Genomic DNA, 25907 nt, shown 5'->3' with positions numbered 1-25907 from the left:
TTACTTGTTTGTATTTTCAGCTATCTCTAAGTCAGACTTAAGTTTAGCTTCTTTTTCTACGTCTTCATTTATTACTTCGATAACGGCTGTTTTGTCATCTGAGGCTGCTTCTTCATCACCACCTGTTAACATACCACCAAAACTCATGAATCCTATTGCCATTAATCCCGTAATGATAAATGTAATACCCAAACCTCTTAAAGCAGGCGGCACATTACTATATCTAATTTTTTCTCGAATCGCTGCAATGGCCAATATAGCTAAGAACCATCCTATTCCAGAACCTATTCCGTAATTTAGAGCTAAACCTAATGTCGCTATTTCTCTAGACTGCATAAATAATGATCCACCCAGAATCGCACAGTTTACAGCGATCAATGGTAAGAATATACCCAGTGAATTATATAGCGATGGCGAAAATTTCTCCACCACTATCTCAACCAATTGCACCATTGTTGCAATAGTAGCAATAAACATTATGAAAGACAGGAAGCTCAGGTCGTAGTCAGCATATTCTGGACCTAACCAAGTTAAAGCTCCTGGTTGTAATATATATTGATCTAACAACCAGTTTAAAGGTACTGTAATTGCCAATACAAAAATTACGGCAGCACCCAAACCAACCGCAGTAGATACTTTCTTAGACACAGCAAGGTAAGAACACATTCCTAAAAATGTTGCGAATACCATGTTGTCTATGAAAATCGATTTAAAAAATAATTCTATATGTTCCATATATTTTTGAATTTGAGATCTTGAAACTAGTTCAAGATAACACACTTCGTGTTAGTCTTCGATTAATGCTTTATTTCTGCTACGTTGGACCCAAATAATGATTCCAACTACAATAAGTGCCATGGGTGATAATAACATAAAACCGTTATTCTCATAACCTATTGAATATAATCCTGTTTTCTCTATAGGATCTCCTAATACAGGAATTCCTAAAAGTGTTCCAGAACCTAATAACTCTCTAAAAAATCCTACAATAATTAAGATAACGGCATAACCAAGAGCATTACCAATACCATCTAAAAATGAACGCCAAGGTCCATTTCCTAAGGCAAAAGCTTCAAAACGTCCCATAATAATACAGTTCGTAATGATCAATCCAACAAATACAGAAAGTGTCTTACTCAGTTCGTACGCAAAAGCTTTTAAAACTAAATCAACTATAATAACTAGCGTCGCTACCACAATCAACTGTGCAATAATTCTGATTTTTGATGGAATAATATTACGCATCAAAGAGATAACAACATTACCAACACCCATAACAAATAATACCGAAATAGACATTACAATTGAGGCCTCAAGTTCTGCCGTAATTGCTAATGCAGAACAAATACCAAGTACTTGAATGGTGATTGGATTGTTATCCGCTAATGGGTCTGTAATTAACTTTGTATCTTTTTTTGAAAGAAGTCCCATAGTGTTTACTTAGTTTTTAAATTATCAAAATAAGGCTTATAAAGCTTCAAATCGCTTTTTATCATGGCCGAAACACCATCACCTGTAATGGTAGCACCAGCAATGGCATCTACTTCGTTATCTGTCTTATCGTTGTTCTTTGGATCTGCATTTCCTTTTGCTACCGTGATACCCTTAAAAGCACCATTTTCAGTTAGTAAATGTTCTCCATAGAAATCATCCATAAAGTAGCGCTGCTTAATATTTGCCCCTAGTCCTGGTGTTTCTCCTTTGTGGTCAAAATATGCACCTTGAACAACCATATTCTCATCCATTGCGACATAACCCCAAATAGCATCCCATAGACCTTTGCCGTATATAGGTGCTACATAAACTGTTTTACCTTCCTTGTTTTTACCAACAAACAAAGGCAGTTTTCTTTCTCCTCCATCTTTAGCGCTAGCTTGTTGCTTCTTAACATCAATCAAATAAGGTTCTTGATTAGTTTCGTCGAAGTACTCATCACGAGTTTGCTTTTTCAAAACTTTACCGTTAGCATCAATAGTTATGACAATTTGGTCATCTACATTCTCAGTAAATGCTTCTGGCGCTTTATCCGTAGAAATAAAAACAGCACTCGTTTCATCATTATCATTAATACCCATAGCATATAGGATATTTTGCTGTTTTTCCAGCCTCTGGTTTTCGCTAATTCTAGGCTTCAAAGACGATGCCAAATACGCTAACAAAGATCCTACAACCAATACCATCGCAATAGCGAAAATGATTGTATATGAATTTTTATCTGTTCTATTTTCCATGATTAAGCTGCTTTAACTTTTAAACGCTTCATTCTTCTCTTCACATTTCCTTGTACCACGTAGTGGTCAATAGTAGGTGCGAATACATTCATTAGTAAAATCGCTAAGAATACACCTTCTGGATATGCTGGGTTGAATACTCTAATCATAATAGATATAAAACCTATTAAGAATCCGTAAATCCACTTACCTTTATTTGTTTGCGAAGCTGTAACAGGATCGGTTGCCATATAAACGGCTCCAAAAAGTATACTACCTATAATTAAATGTTGCCAGAAAGGAACGCTCATTAATCCGTAGAACTTACTTGTGTCCCCTATCCAACCAGCATCAACAACACCATTGAATATAAGTCCCATTACCAATGCACCAATTATGGTACTTAGCATAATTCTCCAACTTCCTATTTTAGTAAAAATCAAGAATAAGGCTCCTATTATAATTAAGAATTTTGAAGTTTCTCCAACTGAACCAGGGATAATGCCCCAAAACATATCCCAATAATCGATACCTGCTAACGAACTATTTTGGGCATATGCACCTAGTAAGGTTTCACCAGAAATAGCATCGAGATTTTGACCTGCTGCAATCGCTTGATCACGTTCAACAGCCCCATGTACCCAGACCTTATCTCCAGACATCCAAGTTGGATATGCAAAAAACAAGAATGCTCGTATCGTCAGCGCAGGATTTAGAATATTCATTCCTGTACCACCAAATACTTCCTTACCAATGACAACACCAAAAATTACGGCAACTGCCAGCATCCATAACGGAATATCTACAGGCACAATTAAAGGCACTAACATACCTGTGACTAGATAACCCTCTTCGACTTCATGACCTTTAATTATAGCAAATACAAACTCTACCGCTAAACCAACACCGTAAGATACTATTACCAATGGCAATACTTTCCATACACCGATCATTAGATTGTCGATAGTCCAAAAAGACGCTCCCAAGAAGCCATTTGCAGATTCAATTTCACCTAAAGCCAAATAATGCTGGTAACCTGCATTAAACATACCGAAAATTAAACATGGTACTAAAGCCATGATTACGGTATTCATAGTACGTTTTAAATCATCTGCCGCTTTAATGTGAGTGCCGTTGTGAGTGGTCTCATTTGGCATATATAAAAACGTAAATAGTGCATTAAAACCAGGAAGCCACTTCTTGTCTTTATTTTTCTCTTTAAAATTGTGTAAATTTTGTTTTAAACCCATTATCCTATCTCTTTAAGCATTAAGTCTAATCCTTCTCTTATTATTTTTTGATGAGGTTGTTTAGACACACAAACAAATTCTGTCAATGCAAAATCTTCAGGTGCAACTTCGTACATTCCTAAAGCTTCCATCTCATCTAAATCTTTATACATGCAAGCCTTTAATATCTGCATTGGATAAATATCCAGAGGAAATACTTCTTCGTAAGTTCCAGTAGTCACAAATGCACGATGCTCTCCGTTTGTATTCGTATTTAAAGCATATTTCTTCTTTGGGTTTAGCCAAGAAAAAGTTAGAGCTCTCGATGTAGATATTTTATTAAAAACTGGCTTATTCCATCCAAAAAATTCGTAATCATCGCCTTCAGGAATTACGGTAATCACATTGCTGTAATAATCTAAACTACCATCTGGTGCGACTTTCTTACCTGTTAATACATTTCCAGATATAATTCTATCGTTACCATTCTGTTCAACACCGTTATCATAAACCATTGTAGATACTTCAGAACCTATTTTAGTCTTAAAATATCTTGGCTTCTTAACCGAAGAACCTGCTAAAGCAACTATGCGCTCAGCATTGAACTTTCCCGTTAACAGCATTTCTCCTATTATCACTAAATCTTGAGCGTTAACCGTCCATACGGTTTCACCTTTATTTACTGGACTAATCTTATTGATTAAGGTCCCAACGTTACCAGCCGGGTGTGGTCCAGAAACTTTGTAAGTCGTTGTATGCTCTAAATTTGCTAACGGTGAATTGGGACTTCCAACCGAAATATGCACTCCACCTGTCGTCAATTTCGACAATGCAGTAACGGCAGCTTGTAATTCTGCCTCTTTACCCACCAACGTATAATTTAAATCTGCTGATAAAGGAGCACTCGCATAGCCTGAAATAAAAATACCTTTCGGAGTACTATCTGATTTAGCTACAACATCATAAGGACGTTGTTTTATAAAAGCCCAACAACCCGAAGCCAATAAATGTTCTCTGATTTTATCCGCATCTGCAGATAAATCGAACTTTCCGTGATCTATATAAGACTGTTCCTTGTCTGCTGTAATTTTAATAGCGTCAATTCTACGTCTTGGCCCTCGTTGAACCTCAGTAACCTCACCAGAAACGGGAGATACAAACTTCATTGCTTCGTTATCTTTATTGTAAAACAAAGTCTCACCTGCTTTCACATGTGTACCTTCTTTTGCAACAAGTTTTGGGATAATACTGTGGAAATCTTCAGGTCTGATCGTGTAGAAATTGCTTATGATTGCGTTCTCTGTAGTCTTTTCGGCTTCGCCGACTAGCTTTATATCTAAACCTTTTTTAATTCTGATGTCTTTTGACATATACTTAAAGATTAGTTATCTAAAAATCCGTGCAAATTTACGAATTAATGATTAAATAAAATTCATATTGAAACATCTTTTTTATTTATAGCCATTATAAATAAGTTAAATATTTAAAGGCATAGATTTTGATTATCTTTATACGCTGTAGATTTTTAATAATGAAAAAAAACATTTTCAACCTCTTACTTCTCTTGATTTTTCCTGTAACTTTAATTTCACAAGTGGAAGAAGTATACCCTCCAAATTTTATAAAAACCATAACTTTTAAGAGCAATACCACGCAAGGACAATTACCTGTTTTAAAATTGGGTGAGCCATTGTTTTTGGAATTTGATGCGCTTAATGCTAATGAAGAAGACTTCTACTATGTAATTGAACATTTTAATTTCGACTGGACACCTTCGGTTTTAGCAAAGGCCGAATATTTAAGAGGATTGGACAATCAGCGTATTTTGACTTATGAAAATTCATTTAACACCTATCAAGTATATTCTCATTACACCTTGCAAATTCCCAATATACAGACACGAGCCATATTGAAAAGCGGCAACTATATGATTTCTATCTATGATGACTATGACGAGTTGATGTTTAGCAGAAAGTTTATGGTCTATGAAGATTTGGTTAACGTCGGTGTTAGAGTAAAACGCTCAAGAGACGTCAAGGTCATTGCAGAAAAGCAATCCGTAGATTTAGTGGTAGCTACCAACAGTATTAATTTTAACAATCCACTTGAGACTATTAAAACATTAATCGTTCAGAACAATAATTTAAATACATCAATTTCTGATTTAAAACCACAATATACCTTAGGTAATAAGTTGATATACAGATACGATACGGAATCAGCTTTTTGGGGTGGTAACGAATATTTTTGGTTCGAAAATAAGGATGTAAGGACCTCGAATGTTGGTGTGCAATTCATAGATTTAAAAGACATATATCAAAGCTATTTATTCACCAATGTATCTAGAGCAGGTAATCCATATACTTATAATCCCGATTTAAATGGAAATTTTCAAGTTACGGCTGCAGATCGCTTAAGTACTGATGTTGAGGCCGACTATACCATGGTTCATTTTTCTTTATTACAAGAAGAGTTGAAAGACAAGGATATTCACGTATACGGTAATTTTAACGCCTTTGCTATTGAACCATTGACCAAGATGACATTTGATCCGGAAAGCGGCAGGTACAAAGCAAGTTTTAGATTAAAACAAGGTTTTTATAATTATAAATATGTGGCTGTAGACCAAGAAACAGGAGAACTTGATGAAGGTGCCGTTAGCGGCGATTATTGGCAAACCGAAAACAATTATAAAGTTTTAGTCTACTACAGAGATTTAGGAGCGCGCTTCGACAGGCTAATTGGCTATGGAGAAGCAACCTCTGTTGACATTTCCAATTAAGCCTGTAAGTTTTTATGTCTTTTCAGACTAAATTTCTTTTTATCTTTCACTCAAAAAGTTAGTTAAATGGAAAATGATATTGCCCTATTTTCTGAATTATGTGATGAATTGCTTAGAACTGAGCGTAACCAACCAGTAGCAGATCCTATTCCTACTTCTCAATTGTACAATCAGTTGGATTTATCATTGCATGATGAAGGCCTATTAGATAACGATCTTAAAAATACGCTTAAGGAGATTATCAAAAATACACCCAAAACAGCATCAAAATCTTTCTTCAATCAATTATTTGGTGGTAGAATTGGTAAAGCGACTCTTGGGGATTTATTGGCTGTAATGCTCAATAATAGTATGTACACCTACAAAGTTGCGGGCCCTCAAGTTGGTATAGAAAAACAAGTTCTAAAAAGTATTTGTTCCTTAATTGGTTATTCAGATGATAGTGATGGAACTTTTGCGCCAGGTGGCTCCATGAGCAATATGATGGCGATTATTATGGCCAGGGATGCTAAAAATGAACTAATAAGATCAGCTGGGCTTAGTACGAAAATGACCTTATATACCTCAGCAGAATCACACTATTCTATCAGCAAGAATGCGGCACTTACTGGTATAGGAAAGCAACAGGTTAGAGAAGTTAAGACCAACGAAAAGGGTGAAATGCTTGCTGAGCATTTAGAGCAATTGATTCAAAAAGATATTGAAGATGGCTACCAACCATTTTTTGTTAATGCCACAGCAGGCACAACAGTACTTGGTGCTTTTGATGATATTGAAGCGATTAGTAAAGTCTGCGAAAAACATAATCTTTGGCTCCATGTGGATGGTGCTTATTGTGGAGGTGTAATTTTTAGCTCAAACTACAAACACCTCGTAAAAGGCTTAGAACACTCCGATTCGTTTAGCGTCAATGCTCACAAAATGTTGGGCACACCCTTAAGTTGTTCTATAATTGTGACACAGCACAAGGCCCAATTGCACCACTCCTTTTCTAACGAAGCGGACTACCTGTATCAAACTGATGGAGATGATTTTAATTTAGGAAAAATCTCTTTACAATGCGGACGACGAAACGATGCTTTAAAAATTTGGACGCTGTGGAAATCTGTCGGTACAAACGGTCTAGAAAACATTGTTAACAAACAATTTGAAATGGCTAGAATCGCAAGGGAATACATAAATAGTCATAAAGATTATAGACTTTATAGTTTTGAAGATTCCATCTCTGTATGCTTTACCTATAAAGATATTCCTTCAAAAGAGCTTTGCACTGCTTTATATAAAAATTCAGAGCTTATGGTTGGTTTCGGGAAATTTAACAACAACGAATTTATTAGGATGGTTACTATTAACAGTGTTTTAGAAAAAGAAGATGTTCTTAACTTTTTTAAAACGCTAGAAAGCTTTGCTGCAAAGGAAATGTCAAAAATAAATGCATCTTAACTTAAAATTTAAGCTTTCATTCAAAAAATATGCTATTTTAGCATACTCTTTTCAATAAAACCAATGGTACAACAAGTTACAAGCGGTATTAAAATTTCCGTTGAAACCAATTTTGAAGGTACATTTTATAAAAATTATAAAGTGCATTTTGCCTTTGGATATAAAGTAACTATTGAAAACCAAAGCAAAGATTCAGTTCAATTGAATTCAAGATTTTGGAAAATACTTGATGCACTTAACAACGAAGAAATAGTGGAAGGCGAAGGTGTTATAGGAAAAAAGCCCGTTTTGAAACCGGGTGAATCTCATACTTATAATTCCGGTTGTTTACTAACATCTCCTTTCGGTGCCATGCAAGGACACTATAATATGGTGAATTTTACTAAGGCCAGCAAGTTTAAAGTGTATATCCCATCCTTTAAATTGAGCGCGCCCTTTGCTCTAAACTAAATTTCATAGTTTTTTAAGAAGTTAAACTTAAATTCCTTAGACCCCTGTTCTATATGGAAGAACCTACAGTTTGAGTAATGCACAAATCGATATTCTGATCTAATATCAAACCCATTATCATTAACACGATAAATACCATCACAATCTATATTACCATAAGGTGAGATGCGTCTGAATCTGTATTCCATGGTTCTTTCTAAATCATAAATTTCGAACCATGCTCCTGCTGCAATTCCACTCAACCATTGGGCATGTTCAATCCTAATATCATTATGCTTTGGTTCTAATGTGCCAACTAAACTTGGGTTATGGTTTTTCAGTCTATCTAAAAATAGTTTTCGGTTTTCTTTGCTTACCGTTGAATTAAACTCTTTAATCTCACCTCTGTTCGATACTAAATAGACATGATCTTCGGTATCTGCGATTACTACATTACCGATTGTACTAGGTGTAAACCACTTGGAGTTCTCTAGTTTCTTTCTAATCTTTAAATCCGTAACTGAAGCTATCAATGTATCAGTGACAAAACGAGCACAATTACAAGCATCTTTTATAAAAGCAGCATATCTAATAAAGCCTTTAGCTTGCATAGCATCAATATGTATTCTTGCTAAATTATAGTTTATAGCATTACATACAGAAGCATACAAATTGCCATCACCATGGGTCAATTTAGGGTGTGTTGCCAAAAATTCTAAAATGTCATCTAAATTCTTTATAATGTCATTTTCAATATTTGCCTTTATAGGAAAGTTCAGTTCAAAATCAGTTTCTCTTCCTCGAACTCTACCATTTGGTTCTGAGGTTATATATCTTCCAAAATCATGATATTCTAAAACACCTGTGCTCTTATCAATTAAAACCAGAGCAGCATGGCCAGCTCTGACATGTTTTTTACCTCCAACAAAAAGAAAAGGTAAAAACTTTGAATACCACTCCTCTGCATGAGACACAATGGTTTCCGGATACGCAAGTGTGAAAATAAATGCATCGTTTTTTGACATAACCTAATTCAAAAATTTCAAAGACGAACTTACAAAAAATATAGCTCTCTTCTTCACACAACTATAACACTTGAAATAAATAATATATCATAAATATCGTAACTTTGCACTTTCAAAATTCAAACTAAAAAATAAATCATATTATGGGAAAAGGATTCTTTAATGTACCTGTCGCTGTTAATGAGCCTGTAAAGTCTTATGCTCCTGGTTCACCAGAACGTAAAGCTGTTGCAGAGGCCTACAAATCAATGTTTAATAGCAAAATTGAAGTCCCTTTATATATTAACGGTAAAGATGTAAAAACTGGAAATACCAGAACGATGTCTCCGCCACATGATCACCAACATAGTGTTGGCGAATATCATTTAGCAGAACAAGAGCATGTTGATGAAGCCATTTCAACGGCTTTAGAGGCACGTAAAAATTGGTCTCAAATGCCATGGGAGCAACGCGCAGGCATATTCTTAAAAGCTGCGGAGTTAATTGCGGGTCCTTACCGAGCGAAGATCAACGCTGCCACTATGATAGCGCAGTCAAAAACAATACATCAGGCAGAAATTGATGCAGCTTGTGAGTTTATCGATTTCTTACGTTTCAATGTTCAGTTTATGACGGACATATACATGGAACAACCAGAAAGTACAAGTGATGCTTGGAACAGAGTGGAATACAGACCTCTTGAAGGTTTTACCTACGCAGTTACTCCATTTAACTTTACCGCAATTGCTGGTAACTTACCAGCTTGTATGGCATTAATGGGTAATGTAGTGGTTTGGAAGCCAAGTGATAGTCAGGTGTTTTCCGCCAAAGTTATCCTGGATGTATTTAAAGAAGCTGGTGTACCAGATGGTGTCATCAACGTGGTTTTTGGAGATCCTGTAATGATTACCAATACAGTCTTGGCTAGTCCTGATTTCTCAGGTTTACATTTTACTGGTTCTACATTCATCTTTAAAGAATTATGGAAACAAATTGGTGAGAATATTCATACTTATAAAACTTACCCAAGAATTGTAGGAGAGACAGGCGGAAAGGATTTCATAGTTGCTCACAAATCTGCAAACGCAAAGCAAGTAGCTACAGCAATTGCTCGAGGTGCATTTGAATTCCAAGGTCAAAAATGTAGTGCCGCATCAAGGGCTTATATTCCAAAAGGAATTTGGACAGAGGTAAAAAAATACCTCTTAGAAGATATTGGCTCTTTCAAAATGGGCTCACCAGAAGATATGAGTAATTTTATAACAGCAGTTATTCATGAAGGCTCATTTGATAAACTGGCGAAATATATAGATCAAGCGAAGAGTGACAATGATGCCGAAATTATTGCTGGTGGTGGATATGATAAGTCTAAAGGTTATTTTATAGAACCCACGGTAATTGTAACATCCAGTCCTAAATACACCACCATGTGCACAGAATTATTTGGTCCTGTAATTACCATCTATATTTATGAAGATGAAGCCTATTCCGAAACTTTAAAATTAGTAGATGACACCAGTGAATATGCTTTAACAGGTGCCATATTATCTACAGATAGATACGCTATTGAGGAAGCTACAAAAGCATTACAAAATTCCGCAGGTAATTTCTACATCAATGATAAGCCAACAGGCGCGGTTGTTGGACAACAGCCATTTGGAGGTGCCAGAGCTTCAGGAACTAACGACAAAGCAGGAAGTGCTCAAAACTTATTACGTTGGGTATCACCTCGATTGATAAAGGAAACATTTGTAACGCCGACGGATTACAGATACCCTTTCCTTGGTTAGAAACTATAATAAACTGAAAAACAAATCCTTATCGGCTTAATTCTGATAAGGATTTTTTTATGCATTACAAGAAATGACCTTAAAAATATTAAATATAAAGCTTAAACTTCGTATCTTTTAATCTCGTTTTAATATAAATCTTCTCTACTTATGAAAAAAAACTACTTTTTGATTCTGCTATTTCTACCTTTAATAGGGATAACCCAGACCGCATTTACCTCAGGCATTATACCAGATCTATCAGCATATGGTGAAACTACCAATTATGCGGGCGAAGGTGAATATCAAATATTTTTGAGCGATGACAATATCTTAGATAAACCTATCATTCTCATAGATGGTTTTGATATTGGAAATACAAGGGATATCAATGGTATTTATAGCCTATTAGACTTCGCAGGAACTTCGGGCACCCAAAATCTAGCTGATCTGGTTAGAGCAGAGGGCTTTGATGTGGTTATATTAAATTTCCCCGTTTATATGAGAGCTGCTGATGGTGCAACGGTCGATGGTGGTACTGATTTTATAGAACGCAATGCCATGTTGTTGGTAGAACTCTTAGATATCATCAATACTGCAAAAGCAAGCAATAGTCCTGAACAGAATGTTATCATAGGCCCAAGCATGGGTGGACTAGTGGCACGCTACGCCTTAAATTACATGGAAGCTAACACGCTAAATGCAGATACAAGATTATACATATCTTTTGATGCGCCTCATCTTGGTGCAAATGTTCCTATTGGATTACAACATCAACTGAATTATATTGCTTTTAATGATTTGAACCCAGTGGCTGAGCTTCAACCCCTTATCGAAACGTTTTTTAAGTCGCCTGCTTCTAGGCAATTGATTATTGATCATTTCGAGTCACATCTGGAGTCTGGAAGTATCGTGGATTTTGATCCAGCAGCAACATTACCAGAACCTCATCCTTTTAGAACAATTTTTGACAACAGTATCAATTCATTTACAACCGATGGATTTCCTCAGAATACACGTAATGTCGCCATAATAAATGGTAGTGGTATTGGAAGTCCTTATTTTGCTGCAGATGGCGTTACTCCTGTTGCAAACGGATTTACAATTATTAATACTACTATTCCTGTTGATACTGGTAGCGCTATTATCGGAGTTATTGATGTCGAAATAGAAATTAATATGACACCAAATTCAGGTACTCATGCACAAGTCAGTCGGTTCTTTGCACCTTTGTTTCCTCCCATTATTCCGAATATTGAGTCTATCGCCAATTCAGGCACTACTAATTTTGATGGTGTTGATGCTGCACCAGGAGGACTATTTGATATCTCCACACTTACCTCAGATTTAGGTACGGGAAATCCTCTAATTTCTGATTTCTTGGACGCGCTTTCAATAGATAAATTCAGTTATATCCCATCAGTTAGTGCATTGGCATTAGAAATTACCTCAGAAGCTACCGATGACGATATCAACTGGTTTCATACTATAGATTTAGATGGAAGGGCAACAACCAACAATACACCTTTTGATAACAGCTTTTTACCGGACAACAACGAGCCTCACGTGCAATTAACCGAGGCTAATGTTAATTTTGCATTAGCTGAAATACTTACACCACCTCTAGATATTCCTGAAAATCGTTATGATTTTTATAGACTTGAAAAGAATCCCGTACAACAGGAATTAGTTGTACTATCTAGTAAAAATATAAAAGCTGTCATTAGCATAATCGATATAAGTGGTAAAACCGTCTTTAGTAATGCTATGAAGCTAAACAATAGAACACCAATATCCTTAGATTTGGCATCAGGTTTTTATCTTCTAAATATCAAAGCAAAAGATGGTTCTGATAGCACAATAAAGTTTTTAATCAACAGATAAAAATTCACTACGAGTTAATAGTATTAAAAGAAAAACCTGAGTAGATACTCAGGTTTTTCTTTTAATAATAATTATTTAGGCCAACGACTAATCAATTATTCGGTTGCATATTTTATTCATATGGCTTATCTTCTGTTAAGTGCGCATGCTGGGAGTTTTTAGCCTCATTGTTCTCATTGACCACCATTACAATAATATCCAGATTATCTACAACATAATCCGAAGGAATATCCACAGTAAACGATGTTACATATTCATCTAAAGCAGAAGTACTAGGAATCGCATCTCCCAATAAGCTAGAGAGGTTTTTTCTTAAGACCTCATTATGTTCAAAATCTAAAATTGGGTCCCCCAAATTATAGAAAGGACTTGTTGTATCTTGATTATAATAGTTCACTTGGTCATAAATAATTCCATTTTCCACCAAATAGACCACCAACTTATCGCCTTCTTCAGAACCCTCTTCATATACCACATTAACTTGCACCAATAGCTCATTTCCAGTTAATTCAGAATTAACCGCTATGGACACATTAGTATCTAAACCGGCAATGCTTATTACATCGCTATTGGCATGTGGTACTTGCCAATTATTAGTCCTATTTATTCGTGCTGCAGGAAAACCTTCAACATCAAAAACATCCTTTAAAAGTTGCACTTGATTAAAATGCATAGGATCAGGAAAACTATTGGCTGTTTCATGTATGGCAACAACTGTAATATCATCTGTTTCTTGAGCTAAGGATTGCAAAGCACCTGTAACCCTAGGGCAAAACCCACACCAAGTCCCAGTATAATCTTCAATTACGATTTTACGTTTTGGTATAATAACACTAAAGGACTCTGTATTAGTTGTAATCTCCACACCATCATCCATGTATACACCATAAACTTCAAATTCTCCTATGCTACTAGATGAAAATGTAGAACCTACTATGGCCTCATCATCGACATAAAATGTGGCCAATGCCGTAACATCTTCACTACTTTCGTTGATAATTGTAAATGGTATCTCTTGGTTTCTTAAGGACGCTTTTCTAACTAATTTGTCGACTGTAATTTCAGCTGTTGGAGTAGTTAAAGGAACATTTTCTTCCGTCTTACTGCAAGATATACTTGCTGCCAGTAGAATGAAGCAAATTAATCTTGGTATTCTTTTTGATATCATAGCTTTGAGTTCTTTTTGCTAAAATAATTAATTTTTGCAACTGCTATGCATTTGTGAAAAAATAACTAATATTGTGAACCACTTAACTAAATTAAATAATGAAAAAACTAATTCTTATCCTATTCTTAGGTTTTTTTGGCATAGCTTCTATTGCGCAAAATGATCTTCCCAGTGTAAATCTAAAAACGCTTGATGGGCAATCTGTAGCAATCGATGATGTAACCAATGAAGACGGGATTACAATAATTTCGTTGTGGGCAACTTGGTGTGTACCATGCCTTAAAGAACTTGATGCTATAAGCGACATCTATGACGAATGGCAAGACGAAACCAATGTTAAGTTAATTGCAGTATCTGTGGATGATAGCAGAACTGTTAAACGTGTGAAGTCTATGATAAACGGTAAAGGCTGGGATTACACCATTTTATTGGATACCAATAGCGATCTCAAACGTGCATTAAACGCTTCTAGTATACCTTTAACCGTTTTGGTTAAAGACAACCAAATTGTCTACGAGCACTCTGGTTACAGTCCAGGTGCAGAATTAGAGTTATATGAAAAAATAAAGGAGCTAAGCAAATAAGGCTAAATCAACTTCACTAAACTAATAACTAACCAAAATAAATGAGAAAGTTAATCGTTTTAGCCGCTTTAGTATGCTGTACTTACAATGGCAATGCACAAGAGACAGGCTATTTTTATGGTGGACTAGAATCTAATTCCCAATGGCTTCAAACAGATGAAGGCATTAATTTCTTGGCTCCGGAAGATCAGTTTAGGGCAAATAACTATGTCCTACTTAATTATAATCAAGGCAAATTTACAGCAGGACTGCAATATGAATCATATCTCCCTTCTGCTTTATTAGGTTATGACCCTATTTTTGATAACCAGAATAATATCGCAACATACTATGTTAATTATAAAGATAAGAGTCTGGATATCACTGGAGGTTATTTCTATGAACAATTTGGTAGTGGACTAATTCTTCGCTCTTGGGAAGATCGCCAATTAGGTCTAAATAATGCTCTAAAAGGTTTAAACGTTAAAGTCAATCTAACTAAGGATATTGGATTAAAAGCCGTTTTTGGTAAACAACGTTATGGTTTTGAAGAATCTGAAGGCACGATTCAAGGTCTAGACGCCGATATAAACCTTAGTAATGCCATGAAGATAGAGAAAGTGGATATACAAATGGGGTTAAGTTATGTTGGCCGAAATCAAGACACCAACGGTGTGGAAGCTATACCAACTAATGTTGGTGCTTATGGAGGTCGTCTTGACTTTATAATTGGAGATTTTTACGCAGGTGCTGAGGCGATTGTTAAAGATCCCGATGTGATTGCAAACGAAGGGCAGGTCTCTTCGAACAAATTATATGATGGTACTGCACTTCAAGTTAATGCAGGTTATGCAAAAAAGGGTATTGGTGTTAACGCCACTTTTAGGAGATTAGAAAATTTTAGTTTTTTCTCCGATCGTTTGGCGGAAGGAAATATTTTTAATCAGCAAGTTATTAATTATGTTCCTGGACTCACCAAACAACAAGACTATTTGCTAACAAACATCTATGTTTACAATCCACAACCAAGATTGATTATCGAATCATTCGATCAGCGTGCAGGTGAAGTTGGCGGGCAAGTAGATTTCTTCTATACCTTTAAAAAAGGTACTGGTTTTGGTGGTAAATATGGGACTAAATTATCTGCAAATTTTTCATATTGGGGAGGATTAGATGCTGAATATAACATTGAGAACAGATGGTATAAGGCCAAGTTTATTGGTCAAGGACGCCAATTATTTAGAGACTTTAATCTCGAAGTAAAGAAAAAACTATCCAAGGATTGGAGCTCTGTATTTACATACCAAAACGTAATAATAGACAAAGGTGTTGTTGAAGGTGGTCCTTTAGGTAACTCCACCATAAATGCCAATATTGCTGTTATAGAAGCTACAAAGCGATTAGGAAGTGGAAAAGCTGTACGCTTCGTTGCACAACATCTTTGGAGTGAGGATGATAGAAAAAATTGGGTGGCAGGTGTATTAGAATATAACTTCTCTACGAGTTTTGGTGTTTATATTGCAGATAACTGGAATTATGAAGGTTTAGATGAAATTCATTACTACAGTATTGGTGGGAGTTACAGTAAAGGTAACACGAGACTTGGTATTAATTACGGAAGGCAACGAGGCGGATTGATTTGTATTGGAGGTGTATGCCGATTCGTACCCGAAAATACAGGCTTGAGTGCCAACCTTACGGTGGCTTTTTAAGTTCGTCCGAAAAAATTGTATTTAAACGGTATTTGAAAGCAAATACCGTTTTTATTTATCCATTTATTTATCTTCCTGCTCAATTTTAAGATTTTATTAACTAATTCAACTAAAGCATGATTAAAAAAATTACTCTATTGCTAACATTATGTTTTGCCTGTACACAAATCACTACAGGGCAAACAATACTTAACGAAGGTTTTGAAGGTGCCACTTTCCCTCCAGCAGGATGGACTAGCTACATCGGCACTAATGGATTAGGTACTGTACAAAATTGGATTCAAGAAAGTCAAGTACAAAATACTGGGAATTTTTCTGCAAGAAATTCGTATGAAGATGTTACTGGTGGTATTGCAGAAGATTGGTTAGTAACCAGTCAAATAGACTTAACAAGTTCTAGCAACACACAATTATCTTTCTATTCTTCACAAAGATTTACTACTAATTATGGTTCTAATTATGAGGTTAGAGTCTCTACCGCTTCTCAAACTACTCAAACAGACTTTACTTCTGTTGCCAGCTATAATGAATCTACCGTTGGCGGTACGGGTTCATTTGAACTTAGAACTGTAGATTTATCTGCCTATGATGGTATGATGATTTATATTGCTTTTGTACACCTTAATGATGATGGTGATGAATGGTGGATTGATGATATTGAAGTAAGATCACCATTTAACTTAGATGCAGAATTAGAGGCTACTTCATTAAACAGATATTCTCTTACATCAGTTGACAACCCACTTTCTGTGGACGTGAAAAATGACGGCTTAACTACTATCACATCAATAGATATAGCTTGGAACGATGGTACTAATAGTTATTCTGAAAATTTCAACGTTAATATTGCTCCTGGGCAAACACAAACTTTAAATCACAGCACTCAAGTTAATTACAGTACTATAGAAGAAAAGTCTATAGTTGCGACTATTGAAAATGTAAATGGAGGTGCAGATGACCATGCAGCAAATAATTCTCTATCTGCTTTATTCAATACTATTACGCAATCCGGAACAAAAACGGTTCTTATTGAAGAAGCTACGGGTACTTGGTGCCCTTGGTGTCCACGAGGTGCTGTAGGTTTAGAATATATGGCTACCACTTACCCAAATACAGTAATTCCAGTTGCTGTGCATAATACCAATCCAAATGCAGCTAGTGCAGATCCAATGACCTTACCAGAATACGATAGTGGAATTGGTCAATATATCAGTGGGTATCCAAGTAGTGTAATAGATCGAAAGATAGGTGATGTTGACCCTGGACAATCTACATTACAAGGTGCCTATAACCAGCAAATAAATGAAATTGTACCTGTAGATTTAACCACTAGTGCATCTATAGCTGGTAATGATTTAACTATTTCTGCTAATGCAAACTTTTACACCAATCTTTCAAATGCCAACTTTAGATTAGGCGTAATTATTACTGAAGATGGCCTATCTGGAACTACTCCAGGTTGGGCTCAAGCTAATAATTATGCTGGAGGTGGTAATGGACCTATGGGAGGTTATGAAAACCTGCCAAATCCCGTACCTGCCTCTCAGATGGTCTATGATCATGTAGGCATAGCCCTTTTAGGTGGCTTTAACGGTCAAGTTGGATCAGTGCCGACTACTATTAGTGTTAATAATAGTATTTCTTATGACTTTAATTATACCATACCTGCCACGAGTAACCAAGATAATATGCATATTGTAGTTGTTTTGATTGATCAAACAGATGGTAGCATTGCAAGTGCTTCTCAAAGTTCTGTGACACAAGCATTAAGTACCAATGAATTTGCCGGAATCGATTCTATAAGGATTTATCCAAACCCTGCACAGGACTTTATTAACGTTGCTTTCGACGCAAGTAATGGAGATTACGAGATTACAGTAAACGATATGTTAGGCAGAACAGTTATTCAGAAATCGTATGAAGGTCTATTTGGTAATCAAAATTTAGAGTTACCAGTATCTCAATTGAATGCAGGTCATTACATTATGAATATCAATGATAATAATGGATCTTATAGCACTAAATTCATTGTAAATAAATAATTTCAAAAGGCATAAAATAAGAAAGGGAAGTTTAGTTTCGATTTTACTTCCCTTGATTTATTAAGCATAAAAAACTTATCTTTATCGGTGTTAGATTGGATTCAATGTATATTAACATAAAAAACGAAAATCTATGAATAAAATATTACTCTTTTTTACGCTATCATTATTCACTTTTGCATCCCATGCACAATTTGATCTCAAAAATTATAATGATGACAGTATCATTACTGATGGCCAAACTGTATCCTTTTCAGAAACAGGTTGTGGTTACGATGATGATTGTAATTGGAAATTTAAAGTTACCAATACTTCTACCACAGAAACACTGTATATGAGAATCTTCGTAGATAATATGGTAAACTCCGACGGATCTAATGTTCAATTATGTTTTTCCGGTGTTTGTTTATTCAGTGTAACTTTAGGTAGCGGTTATCCTAATACAGCGGCAGCTATTGCTCCTGGAGCTTCAACCGGAATTGGAAATTATTTTTGGAATCAAAACCCTATTAGCACTACAACAGCAATGAGCTGGACTTTAAGATTTCAAGCATTTGATTCTGAAGATAGAGAAATTGGAACTCCATTAAACGTAATTTATAGTTTCAATCCAAACCTAAGTGTTGATGATGTCGAATTAACATCAGTGAATGTTTATCCAACTCAAGTTAAAAATGAATTAAATGTTTCCTCTAACCAAGATATGACTGCAGAATTTTATAATGTCCTAGGAAAAGAGGTCAAACGCGTAGACGTTACATCAGGTGAGTCTCAAATTAATGTTTCAGATTTGTCACCTCAACTTTATATTATTCGCTTTAGAAATGAGGCTGGTAAAACCTTAATTAAAAAGATTATTGTAGAGTAAGCACTTATAGATTATCAAAATCAAAAGAGCCTGAATCGATTATATCTTCAGGCTCTTTTTGTGTTTTAATAAAGAGAATCTGGTGACATATTGTCTAAATAAATATTCATCTTTGAAAGATATTTAGTGTAATCTCCAGGCTCTATAATTTCTTCTGCCGAAAATATAATGTTGTCATCTTTTCCAATATATGCTACGGACAATTTATTTTCAACATACGATACTATAGCATGGGAGACCCGATTATCGTAGGTATCAAAAGGCTTAAGAAAGACAGTACCGGATTCTAATTTATTATTCACAAAAGTCGCCTTGTGTGCTACTATACCATTCTTATCAAAACGAATGACCTCTCCATTTATATAATAGTTTTCTACCGTATAACTCAAACGCTTTTTGTCAGTTCCTTTGTAATAGGCTACAGTTTTGGTCATGGTACCATCTTTATAATCTGTGATGCGCTTTCCATTATCATCAAAAGTTATTTTTTGAACCAATTGACCTTGCGCGTAAATTTCCTGTGTTGGTTGTTTATTATACCCTACCTTAATTACTTTAATACCATCATAAGGCAGACCGTTTTGATAAATTAAACTAGACAACTTTTCTCCCTTTTTATTAAAAAAGAGACTTTCTCCATGTAATTGATCATTCTCAAAATTCTCTGTCTTTTCCAAATCTCCAGCATAGTTATAATAGTTAAAACTACCTTCTTTTTTATCATCAACATACTTACCCTCTTCCAAAACCGTCTTTAAATTGTAATCGTATTTTATATAAGGACCATTGCGTTGACCAGAATCAAAAGCGTAAATACTTTTATTGGTCTCATCATAAATTTGACCTTCCCATGGTTCACCATCCTTATAAGTAGCCTCTGCAAATAACTTTCCATCAGCAGTATAAACTTTCGAGCAACAAGTAACATCAATTTCTTCTTCTAACACAGCATCGATATCATCATATCGATAATTAGGCCCATAATTATAACGTTTTAAATTTAAGAGCTTGCCGTTGCTCTCTTTTTTATACAATCGAATCACATCCGAATCATCAAAAAACTCATATAATTCTCCGTCTTTCTTTAAATAATCATAGGATCCTATTAGTTCATTCTTGTCGTTGTAGAACTTGCCTTTAATCTTATCATAACCCCCTTTTAAAGTAATTTCAGACTGTTTTGCTCCATTACTGTAAAATGTAATTTCACTAATTCTATTATAGCCATTATCATCATATTTTTCTACGCGCTTATAGATTTTCACATCTTCTTTTTTATTGCCTCTTTCCCTAAATGTTGTGCGCTCAACGATCTGGCCGTCTTTATACGTTTCAATACTGGAAATATCCGTTTTATAGCCAACATAATAGCGTTGGCCATTAATAGGCTTTGCATACTTATTTTCATATAACACTTCTAATGTACCAAGAAGACTACCTTCTCTATCGTAATAGGTTTCCTCACTTGGATTCTTTTTACTGAAAATAATTTTTGTGTCAGGGTAGTAATTAGTCTCACTTACCAGTTCTCCATTTTCATAAATTGTCTCCCTATCCCTTAATATTTCTGTACCCTCAAAAGGATAATAACCTTCGTATTTCATTCTGGCTATTTCTTCGCCATATTCATTATAACTTATCTGAAGGTCCTTATCTCTTCCTTTGTACTTTGTTATACTTTTTATACTTCCATTTTTGTAAAAAACAGCATCTTCGAGCAATTGCTCATTTTTATAAATTCTCTTAGAGGTTATTTTACCTTGATCCTCATCTTTATAAGCATATTTAAAAACGTATTCCGTTCCGTTAACAGGTTTTAAATAATCCCTATCCAATCTATAAGTTGCACTTCCCAGTAGCTTACCACTAGAATCATAAAAAGATTTTTTATATTCTGGAGACTGCTCAAATCTTGTTCTAATTGCACCATTCGGATAATAGTAGGTTGTGCCTAACAGACGTTCTTTAGGATAGTAATTAACCTGTCTTACACGCATTGGTTGATAATAGTAAAACACTTCTAAACCTTTAAAATAACTATTATTGGTGGTCTCTCTTTCACCTATTAGATAACCTTTTTCATCATAATATTTCGAGAGAAATGTTGCGCCATCCACAACGCGATAGTTCTCGTATCTCACACCCTCTAAATTATTCTCATGGTACACCTCTTTAATGGTGTCATTATTTATGGTAGCATAATAATATGTGCTGTAGTTTTTAGAGTTTATAGATCCACTGACAAGTCTATTGTTTTTATAAACGCCAGTCAATTTCTTTCCATTTAAAAAGGAAATATACTCGCCATTAAGCTTACCGTCCTCATAATTGGCTTTTTGGGAGACTGTGCCGTCTTCATTATACCATGTCACCTCACCTTTAAAGTAATTTCTCTTCTTGGTCTCAGATAATCCGCTCATTTGCAATTGGCCAGATATATAATAATCCTCAATACGATATAAATCACCCTCTTTCTTAATTAATGGTCTGTAAAAAACTGCACTATCTTTAGTTGTTTCTTTCCATTGCGCATTATAATAAATGGTATCCTCTTGGGCCTCTAGAGTGAAAGATGATAATCCAAGTACCACAAAAAATACCATTAGGGCACTTTGTCTAAGCATTTTATATTTTGAATTCATAAAATTATACTTGTTTTTAATTTGGGTTTAAAGTATTTATTCTACAGTTAGTTCAGTATTGATGGACATTTTAGAGCCACTTATTTTATCTGTGATTTCTACATGACAGGTCACAGGGTTCTTCAGTCGTCCTTTTGTCAGCGTAAAATAAGAGGATACAGCCTGGCGCACCATATTGACATTGATAGATGAATCACCTAAGAGATTTGTGTTTTCTGATAAAACATTGCCATTAGCATCTACTAATTTCATGGAAAGATCTAATTCTGTTTGTCCATTTTTTTCTGTAAATCCATTTAACCCTTCAACTACAATCTGAACTTTTTCATCAAATGTGATAATTTCATTGGTAATTACTCTATTATTAGTGATACTAGATAGGTAAACTTCATTAGCGCTCAATCCATTATTTTCAATGGTTATTTTTGGGTTAGGAATAACATTAAAATCCATTTCTGTTTTGAATGTGCCTTCTCCTTTTTTATCCCAGATTTTACAAATTAGAGAATACTCTTCATTGGATTTTATAGGATTTGCAACGATTAGATTACTATTTAAAGCTATAGGTGAAAGCTTAAATCCACTACCAGTTTGTCCTGAGTATAAATCCTTGTTATACATCACAGTGTCGTTTTCCTTAGTTAAGACTATAAATTCCATACCTGGAAATACCGCTCCGTTTTCTTTTTTAAATCCTATGATGTCATTAAAGTTTAAATAGAACTTTTTCCCATATTCAAATTCTGTAGTCTCTAATCTCTTTTTATCATCAGAAAGATAAATGTCATCTACGGAAAGACCATCGCCTTTAGTGGATATACCAGTCATAAAATCAACACTTGCAGATTTGTTGAAACTGCAACTTGCTATTAAAACACCTATTAATAATAAACCAAATACTACTGTTCTATTTTTCATTTTAAGCTTGTTTCTGTTTAACTATTTTTTAATGGTTATTAAACCAAATTATTTATTGGTGTAAATTTCCAACTATAATAAACATCTAATTACCCTGTTTTCAGGGTTTTTAGCATCACTGAATCATACTTTTTGAACTAAACCCTATGCTTCAACGGCAGATAGATGACTTTCTTTGTTTCAAAAAAATCTTCATCAAAATAATCTGATAATAAGTAAGCCTTGACCGTTGCATATTGCTTTAATTCGTCAGTCAAATCCCCACCTTTAAGATAAAGGATACCGTTTTTAAGCTCATTCTGTTGTTTTTTGGCAATTTTACCTCTCACCCATTTTGTAAATTCAGGCATCGCCGTAACAGCTCTACTTACAATGAAATCGTACGTCTCATTAATTGCTTCTACTCTACTATGTGTTGTTCTAACGTTGGTCAAACCAAGAGCTTCAGCAACAGCATTTATAACTTTAAGTTTTTTGTTTATGCTATCAACTAAGTGGAATTGACATTTAGGAAATAAAATGGCCAAAGGTATACCAGGAAATCCGCCACCTGTACCCACATCCAGTATAGAAGAATTATCAGCAAACTTTATGACTTTTGCAATACCCAAAGAATGAAGCACATGCCTTAAATATAGCTCGTCAATATCTTTACGTGAGACGACATTGATCTTTGTATTCCAGTCTTTATATAAGTGCTCTAAAGCTTTGAATTGTGTAATCTGATCTTCAGATAAATCTGGAAAATACTTTAGAATTAAATCCATTGATTTTAATTTCTTCAAAAATACATTTTTTTAATATGGATAAATTAACATCTTTTCACAAGGCTCCATTTTAATTATTAATTATCTTTGGAAATTATAATGTATTTAAACCCTTGACGTTATAACATAAAATTATTAATAACAATATGTCACAACAAACGCTTTCTTTTTCAAGAGCCGATTCAGCAAAATTTTTTAGAACCCTAAATAAACGTGTCAACAATTACTTTAAGGAAAATAATATCAAGCGCACAGGTAACTGGCAACTTTGGCTTAAGACCATAGTTATGTTTGCTATATTTTTAACACCTTATTTTTTACTACTAACCTTAGATATTCCTACTTGGGCACAATTATTACTGACCATGGTTATGGGTATTGGTATGGCAGGAGTTGGTATGAACGTAATGCATGATGGCAATCACGGTTCTTTTTCAAACAAAGAATGGATAAACCGTTTGATGGGAAGTAGCATCTATATCTTGGCAGGTAACGTGTATAACTGGAAAGTACAGCATAATGTTCTTCATCATACCTATACAAACATCCATGGCCATGATGAAGATTTAGAAGCAGGTAGAATTCTACGTTTTTCAAAACATTCTGAATGGAGGAAGCATCACAGGTTCCAACATTACTATTCGGTATTATTATATGGCTTGTTGACTATCAACTGGGCAATTACTACAGATTTTCAACAAATGAAGCGCTACATGAAGCGGAGATTATCATATGGTAAATTACCAAATCCAATCGTCAATTGGAGCAAATTAGTGCTTACCAAAATATTGTATGTATCCATGTGGATTGTATTACCTATACTTTTGACTGATTTAGCTTGGTATGAAGTACTTATTGGCTTCTTCATTATGCATTATGTTGCTGGTCTTATACTAAGTGTTGTGTTTCAACTAGCCCATGTTATGGACGAAGCGGAAATGCATTTACCTGCAGAGGATGGAACAATGAAAAACACTTGGGCTATACACCAATTAAAAACTACAGTAAATTTTGGCGCGAAGAATTGGCTAGTCAATTGGTATACTGGTGGTTTAAATCATCAGGTAGAGCATCATATCTTTCCTCATATTAGCCATATACACTATGGCAAAATTGCAAAGATCGTAAAGGATACAGCCAAAGAATTTAATTTACCTTATAAAGAATACGAAACCACAAGAAAAGCAATAGCCGCACATTTTAGATTTTTGAAAGAAATGGGTACGCGACCTGCAATGCAAGCATAATTCTATTATTACTTACTTTATGAACCAACTTTCTGATAGAATTAACAATCTATCGACTTCAGCAACTCTTGCTATGGCTGCAAAGGCTAGAGAGCTTAGAGCAGAGGGAAAAGACATTATTGGATTAAGTTTGGGCGAACCTGACTTTAACACACCAGATTTTGTAAAAGAAGCAGCTATTGAAGCTGTACATCAAAACTATAACAGCTATACACCTGTGGATGGCTATGTAGAATTAAAAGACGCTATAATTAATAAGTTTAAGCGAGACAACCATCTTAACTATAATAGAGCTCAGATCGTAGTGTCGACCGGAGCAAAGCAAGCGTTGTTTAATATTGCATCTGTAATGTTAAATGATGGTGATGAAGTTATTCTGCCATGTCCGTATTGGGTCAGCTATAGTGACATTGTAAAACTTAACGGAGGAGTACCTGTTGAAGTAAAGACTGATATTTCCGATGATTTTAAAATGACTGCAGCACAATTGGAAGCTGCCATCACGCCAAACACCAAAATGATTTGGTACAGCTCACCATGTAACCCAAGTGGATCTGTTTACAGTAAGGATGAGCTTAGAGCCATTGCAGATGTCTTACAAAAGCATCCTAATATATATGTCGTTTCTGATGAAATCTATGAACACATTAATTTTATTGGTGGTCATCACAGTATGGCACAATTTGATGATATGTTTGATAGAACCATTACCGTCAATGGCGTGTCTAAAGCCTTTGCTATGACGGGTTGGCGTATTGGTTATATTGGCGCTCCTGATTGGATTGCCAGAGCATGTAATAAAATGCAAGGCCAGGTGACTAGTGGTGCCAATTGTATAGCACAACGTGCCGTGATTTCGGCCTTGGGGGCTGAATCCTCAAGGATTCAGTATATGGTCGATGAGTTTAAAGTACGTCGTAAACTTATACTTGGACTGTTGGAAGCTATTGATGGTTTTAAGACTAATGAGCCGGAAGGTGCTTTTTATGTATTTCCAAATGTATCGGCTTATTTTGGTAAAACACTTAAAGGTAAAAAGATTAATAATGCCACGGATATGTCCCTATTCTTATTAGAAGAAGCTTTAGTAGCCACAGTTACAGGAGAAGCCTTTGGTAATCCAGACTGCATTCGTATTTCTTATGCAGCTTCGCAAGACAATATCAAGGAAGCCATTAAACGGATTAGAACGGCATTAAGTTAATGTCCATTAATAGAATTGCCCTTTAA

The 25907-nt window shown here is 35.1% G+C and carries 21 protein-coding genes; 11 read left to right on the top strand and 10 right to left on the bottom strand.

Annotation, left to right across the window (positions count from 1 at the left end; all coding sequences use genetic code 11):
* Genes nqrE through H7F21_RS05520 form a run of 5 tightly spaced genes read right to left on the bottom strand, consistent with a single transcriptional unit; the run spans window position 1 to window position 4809 of the window.
* Window positions 1-735 (bottom strand): NADH:ubiquinone reductase (Na(+)-transporting) subunit E, encoded by a 735-nt coding sequence (gene nqrE, locus H7F21_RS05540; protein ID WP_185788215.1) that lies wholly within the window; start codon window positions 733-735, stop codon window positions 1-3.
* Window positions 736-786: 51 nt separating this feature from the next.
* On the bottom strand, window positions 787-1431 hold the full coding sequence (locus H7F21_RS05535; protein ID WP_185788214.1) for an NADH:ubiquinone reductase (Na(+)-transporting) subunit D: 645 nt from the start codon (window positions 1429-1431) through the stop codon (window positions 787-789).
* Window positions 1432-1436: 5 nt separating this feature from the next.
* Window positions 1437-2231 (bottom strand): Na(+)-translocating NADH-quinone reductase subunit C, encoded by a 795-nt coding sequence (locus H7F21_RS05530; RefSeq protein WP_185788213.1) that lies wholly within the window; start codon window positions 2229-2231, stop codon window positions 1437-1439.
* Between the two features lie 2 nt (window positions 2232-2233).
* Window positions 2234-3460, bottom strand: coding sequence for an NADH:ubiquinone reductase (Na(+)-transporting) subunit B (locus H7F21_RS05525; protein WP_185788212.1), 1227 nt, complete (start codon window positions 3458-3460; stop codon window positions 2234-2236).
* The gene (locus H7F21_RS05520; RefSeq protein WP_185788211.1) at window positions 3460-4809 is read right to left on the bottom strand and encodes a Na(+)-translocating NADH-quinone reductase subunit A; all 1350 of its coding nucleotides are present in this window, start codon (window positions 4807-4809) and stop codon (window positions 3460-3462) included. The genes H7F21_RS05525 and H7F21_RS05520 overlap by 1 nt, the downstream gene beginning before the upstream one ends.
* A gap of 161 nt (window positions 4810-4970) precedes the next feature.
* Between H7F21_RS05520 and H7F21_RS05515 the strand changes: the two genes are divergently transcribed.
* The 3 genes from H7F21_RS05515 to apaG all read left to right on the top strand — a co-directional run bounded on the left by H7F21_RS05515 (window position 4971) and on the right by apaG (window position 8114).
* Window positions 4971-6221: a type IX secretion system plug protein gene (locus H7F21_RS05515; protein WP_185788210.1), complete on the top strand. Its 1251-nt coding sequence runs from the start codon at window positions 4971-4973 to the stop codon at window positions 6219-6221.
* A gap of 66 nt (window positions 6222-6287) precedes the next feature.
* A complete protein-coding gene (locus tag H7F21_RS05510; protein ID WP_185788209.1) occupies window positions 6288-7664 on the top strand; it encodes a pyridoxal phosphate-dependent decarboxylase family protein in 1377 nt (458 codons plus the stop codon).
* Between the two features lie 63 nt (window positions 7665-7727).
* Window positions 7728-8114 carry a Co2+/Mg2+ efflux protein ApaG gene (gene apaG, locus H7F21_RS05505; protein WP_185788208.1) on the top strand — a complete coding sequence of 129 codons (387 nt, stop codon included), beginning with the start codon at window positions 7728-7730 and terminating at the stop codon, window positions 8112-8114.
* On the opposite strand, the gene H7F21_RS05500 is transcribed toward apaG, so the two are convergent.
* On the bottom strand, window positions 8111-9118 hold the full coding sequence (locus H7F21_RS05500; RefSeq protein WP_185788207.1) for a DUF6695 family protein: 1008 nt from the start codon (window positions 9116-9118) through the stop codon (window positions 8111-8113). The genes apaG and H7F21_RS05500 overlap by 4 nt on opposite strands.
* A gap of 143 nt (window positions 9119-9261) precedes the next feature.
* Here H7F21_RS05500 and pruA point away from each other — a divergent pair, with 143 nt between their 5' ends.
* Together pruA and H7F21_RS05490 are read left to right on the top strand one after the other, a co-directional pair.
* A complete protein-coding gene (gene pruA / locus H7F21_RS05495; protein ID WP_185788206.1) occupies window positions 9262-10887 on the top strand; it encodes an L-glutamate gamma-semialdehyde dehydrogenase in 1626 nt (541 codons plus the stop codon).
* Window positions 10888-11037: 150 nt separating this feature from the next.
* Window positions 11038-12750 carry a T9SS type A sorting domain-containing protein gene (locus tag H7F21_RS05490; RefSeq protein WP_185788205.1) on the top strand — a complete coding sequence of 571 codons (1713 nt, stop codon included), beginning with the start codon at window positions 11038-11040 and terminating at the stop codon, window positions 12748-12750.
* Window positions 12751-12862: 112 nt separating this feature from the next.
* Here H7F21_RS05490 and H7F21_RS05485 read toward each other — a convergent pair whose 3' ends face one another.
* Window positions 12863-13918 (bottom strand): Omp28-related outer membrane protein, encoded by a 1056-nt coding sequence (locus H7F21_RS05485; RefSeq protein WP_185788204.1) that lies wholly within the window; start codon window positions 13916-13918, stop codon window positions 12863-12865.
* Window positions 13919-14016: 98 nt separating this feature from the next.
* Here H7F21_RS05485 and H7F21_RS05480 point away from each other — a divergent pair, with 98 nt between their 5' ends.
* The 4 genes from H7F21_RS05480 to H7F21_RS05465 all read left to right on the top strand — a co-directional run bounded on the left by H7F21_RS05480 (window position 14017) and on the right by H7F21_RS05465 (window position 19103).
* Entirely contained in the window at window positions 14017-14502 is a 486-nt protein-coding gene (locus H7F21_RS05480; RefSeq protein ID WP_185788203.1) for a TlpA family protein disulfide reductase, read from the top strand.
* Window positions 14503-14543: 41 nt separating this feature from the next.
* The gene (locus tag H7F21_RS05475; RefSeq protein ID WP_185788202.1) at window positions 14544-16193 is read left to right on the top strand and encodes a DUF6029 family protein; all 1650 of its coding nucleotides are present in this window, start codon (window positions 14544-14546) and stop codon (window positions 16191-16193) included.
* Between the two features lie 116 nt (window positions 16194-16309).
* Complete coding sequence (locus H7F21_RS05470; protein WP_185788201.1) at window positions 16310-18235, top strand: T9SS-dependent choice-of-anchor J family protein; 1926 nt, start codon at window positions 16310-16312, stop codon at window positions 18233-18235.
* 133 nt (window positions 18236-18368) lie between these two features.
* Window positions 18369-19103 carry a T9SS type A sorting domain-containing protein gene (locus tag H7F21_RS05465; protein ID WP_185788200.1) on the top strand — a complete coding sequence of 245 codons (735 nt, stop codon included), beginning with the start codon at window positions 18369-18371 and terminating at the stop codon, window positions 19101-19103.
* Between the two features lie 65 nt (window positions 19104-19168).
* On the opposite strand, the gene H7F21_RS05460 is transcribed toward H7F21_RS05465, so the two are convergent.
* From H7F21_RS05460 to rsmG, 3 genes are all read right to left on the bottom strand, one after another.
* Entirely contained in the window at window positions 19169-21745 is a 2577-nt protein-coding gene (locus tag H7F21_RS05460; RefSeq protein ID WP_185788199.1) for a toxin-antitoxin system YwqK family antitoxin, read from the bottom strand.
* Between the two features lie 36 nt (window positions 21746-21781).
* Window positions 21782-22663, bottom strand: a complete 882-nt coding sequence (locus H7F21_RS05455; protein WP_185788198.1) for a hypothetical protein — start codon at window positions 22661-22663, stop codon at window positions 21782-21784.
* A gap of 137 nt (window positions 22664-22800) precedes the next feature.
* Window positions 22801-23430: a 16S rRNA (guanine(527)-N(7))-methyltransferase RsmG gene (gene rsmG, locus H7F21_RS05450; protein ID WP_185788567.1), complete on the bottom strand. Its 630-nt coding sequence runs from the start codon at window positions 23428-23430 to the stop codon at window positions 22801-22803.
* Window positions 23431-23576: 146 nt separating this feature from the next.
* Between rsmG and H7F21_RS05445 the strand changes: the two genes are divergently transcribed.
* The gene (locus H7F21_RS05445) at window positions 23577-24677 is read left to right on the top strand and encodes a fatty acid desaturase family protein (protein WP_185788197.1); all 1101 of its coding nucleotides are present in this window, start codon (window positions 23577-23579) and stop codon (window positions 24675-24677) included.
* Window positions 24678-24696: 19 nt separating this feature from the next.
* Window positions 24697-25881, top strand: a complete 1185-nt coding sequence (locus H7F21_RS05440; RefSeq protein ID WP_185788196.1) for a pyridoxal phosphate-dependent aminotransferase — start codon at window positions 24697-24699, stop codon at window positions 25879-25881.
* The last annotated feature ends 26 nt before the right edge of the window (window positions 25882-25907 follow it).

Source organism: Winogradskyella flava (assembly GCF_014243395.1).
GTDB lineage: Bacteria > Bacteroidota > Bacteroidia > Flavobacteriales > Flavobacteriaceae > Winogradskyella > Winogradskyella flava.
This window is presented reverse-complemented; position numbering and strand designations above follow the sequence as displayed.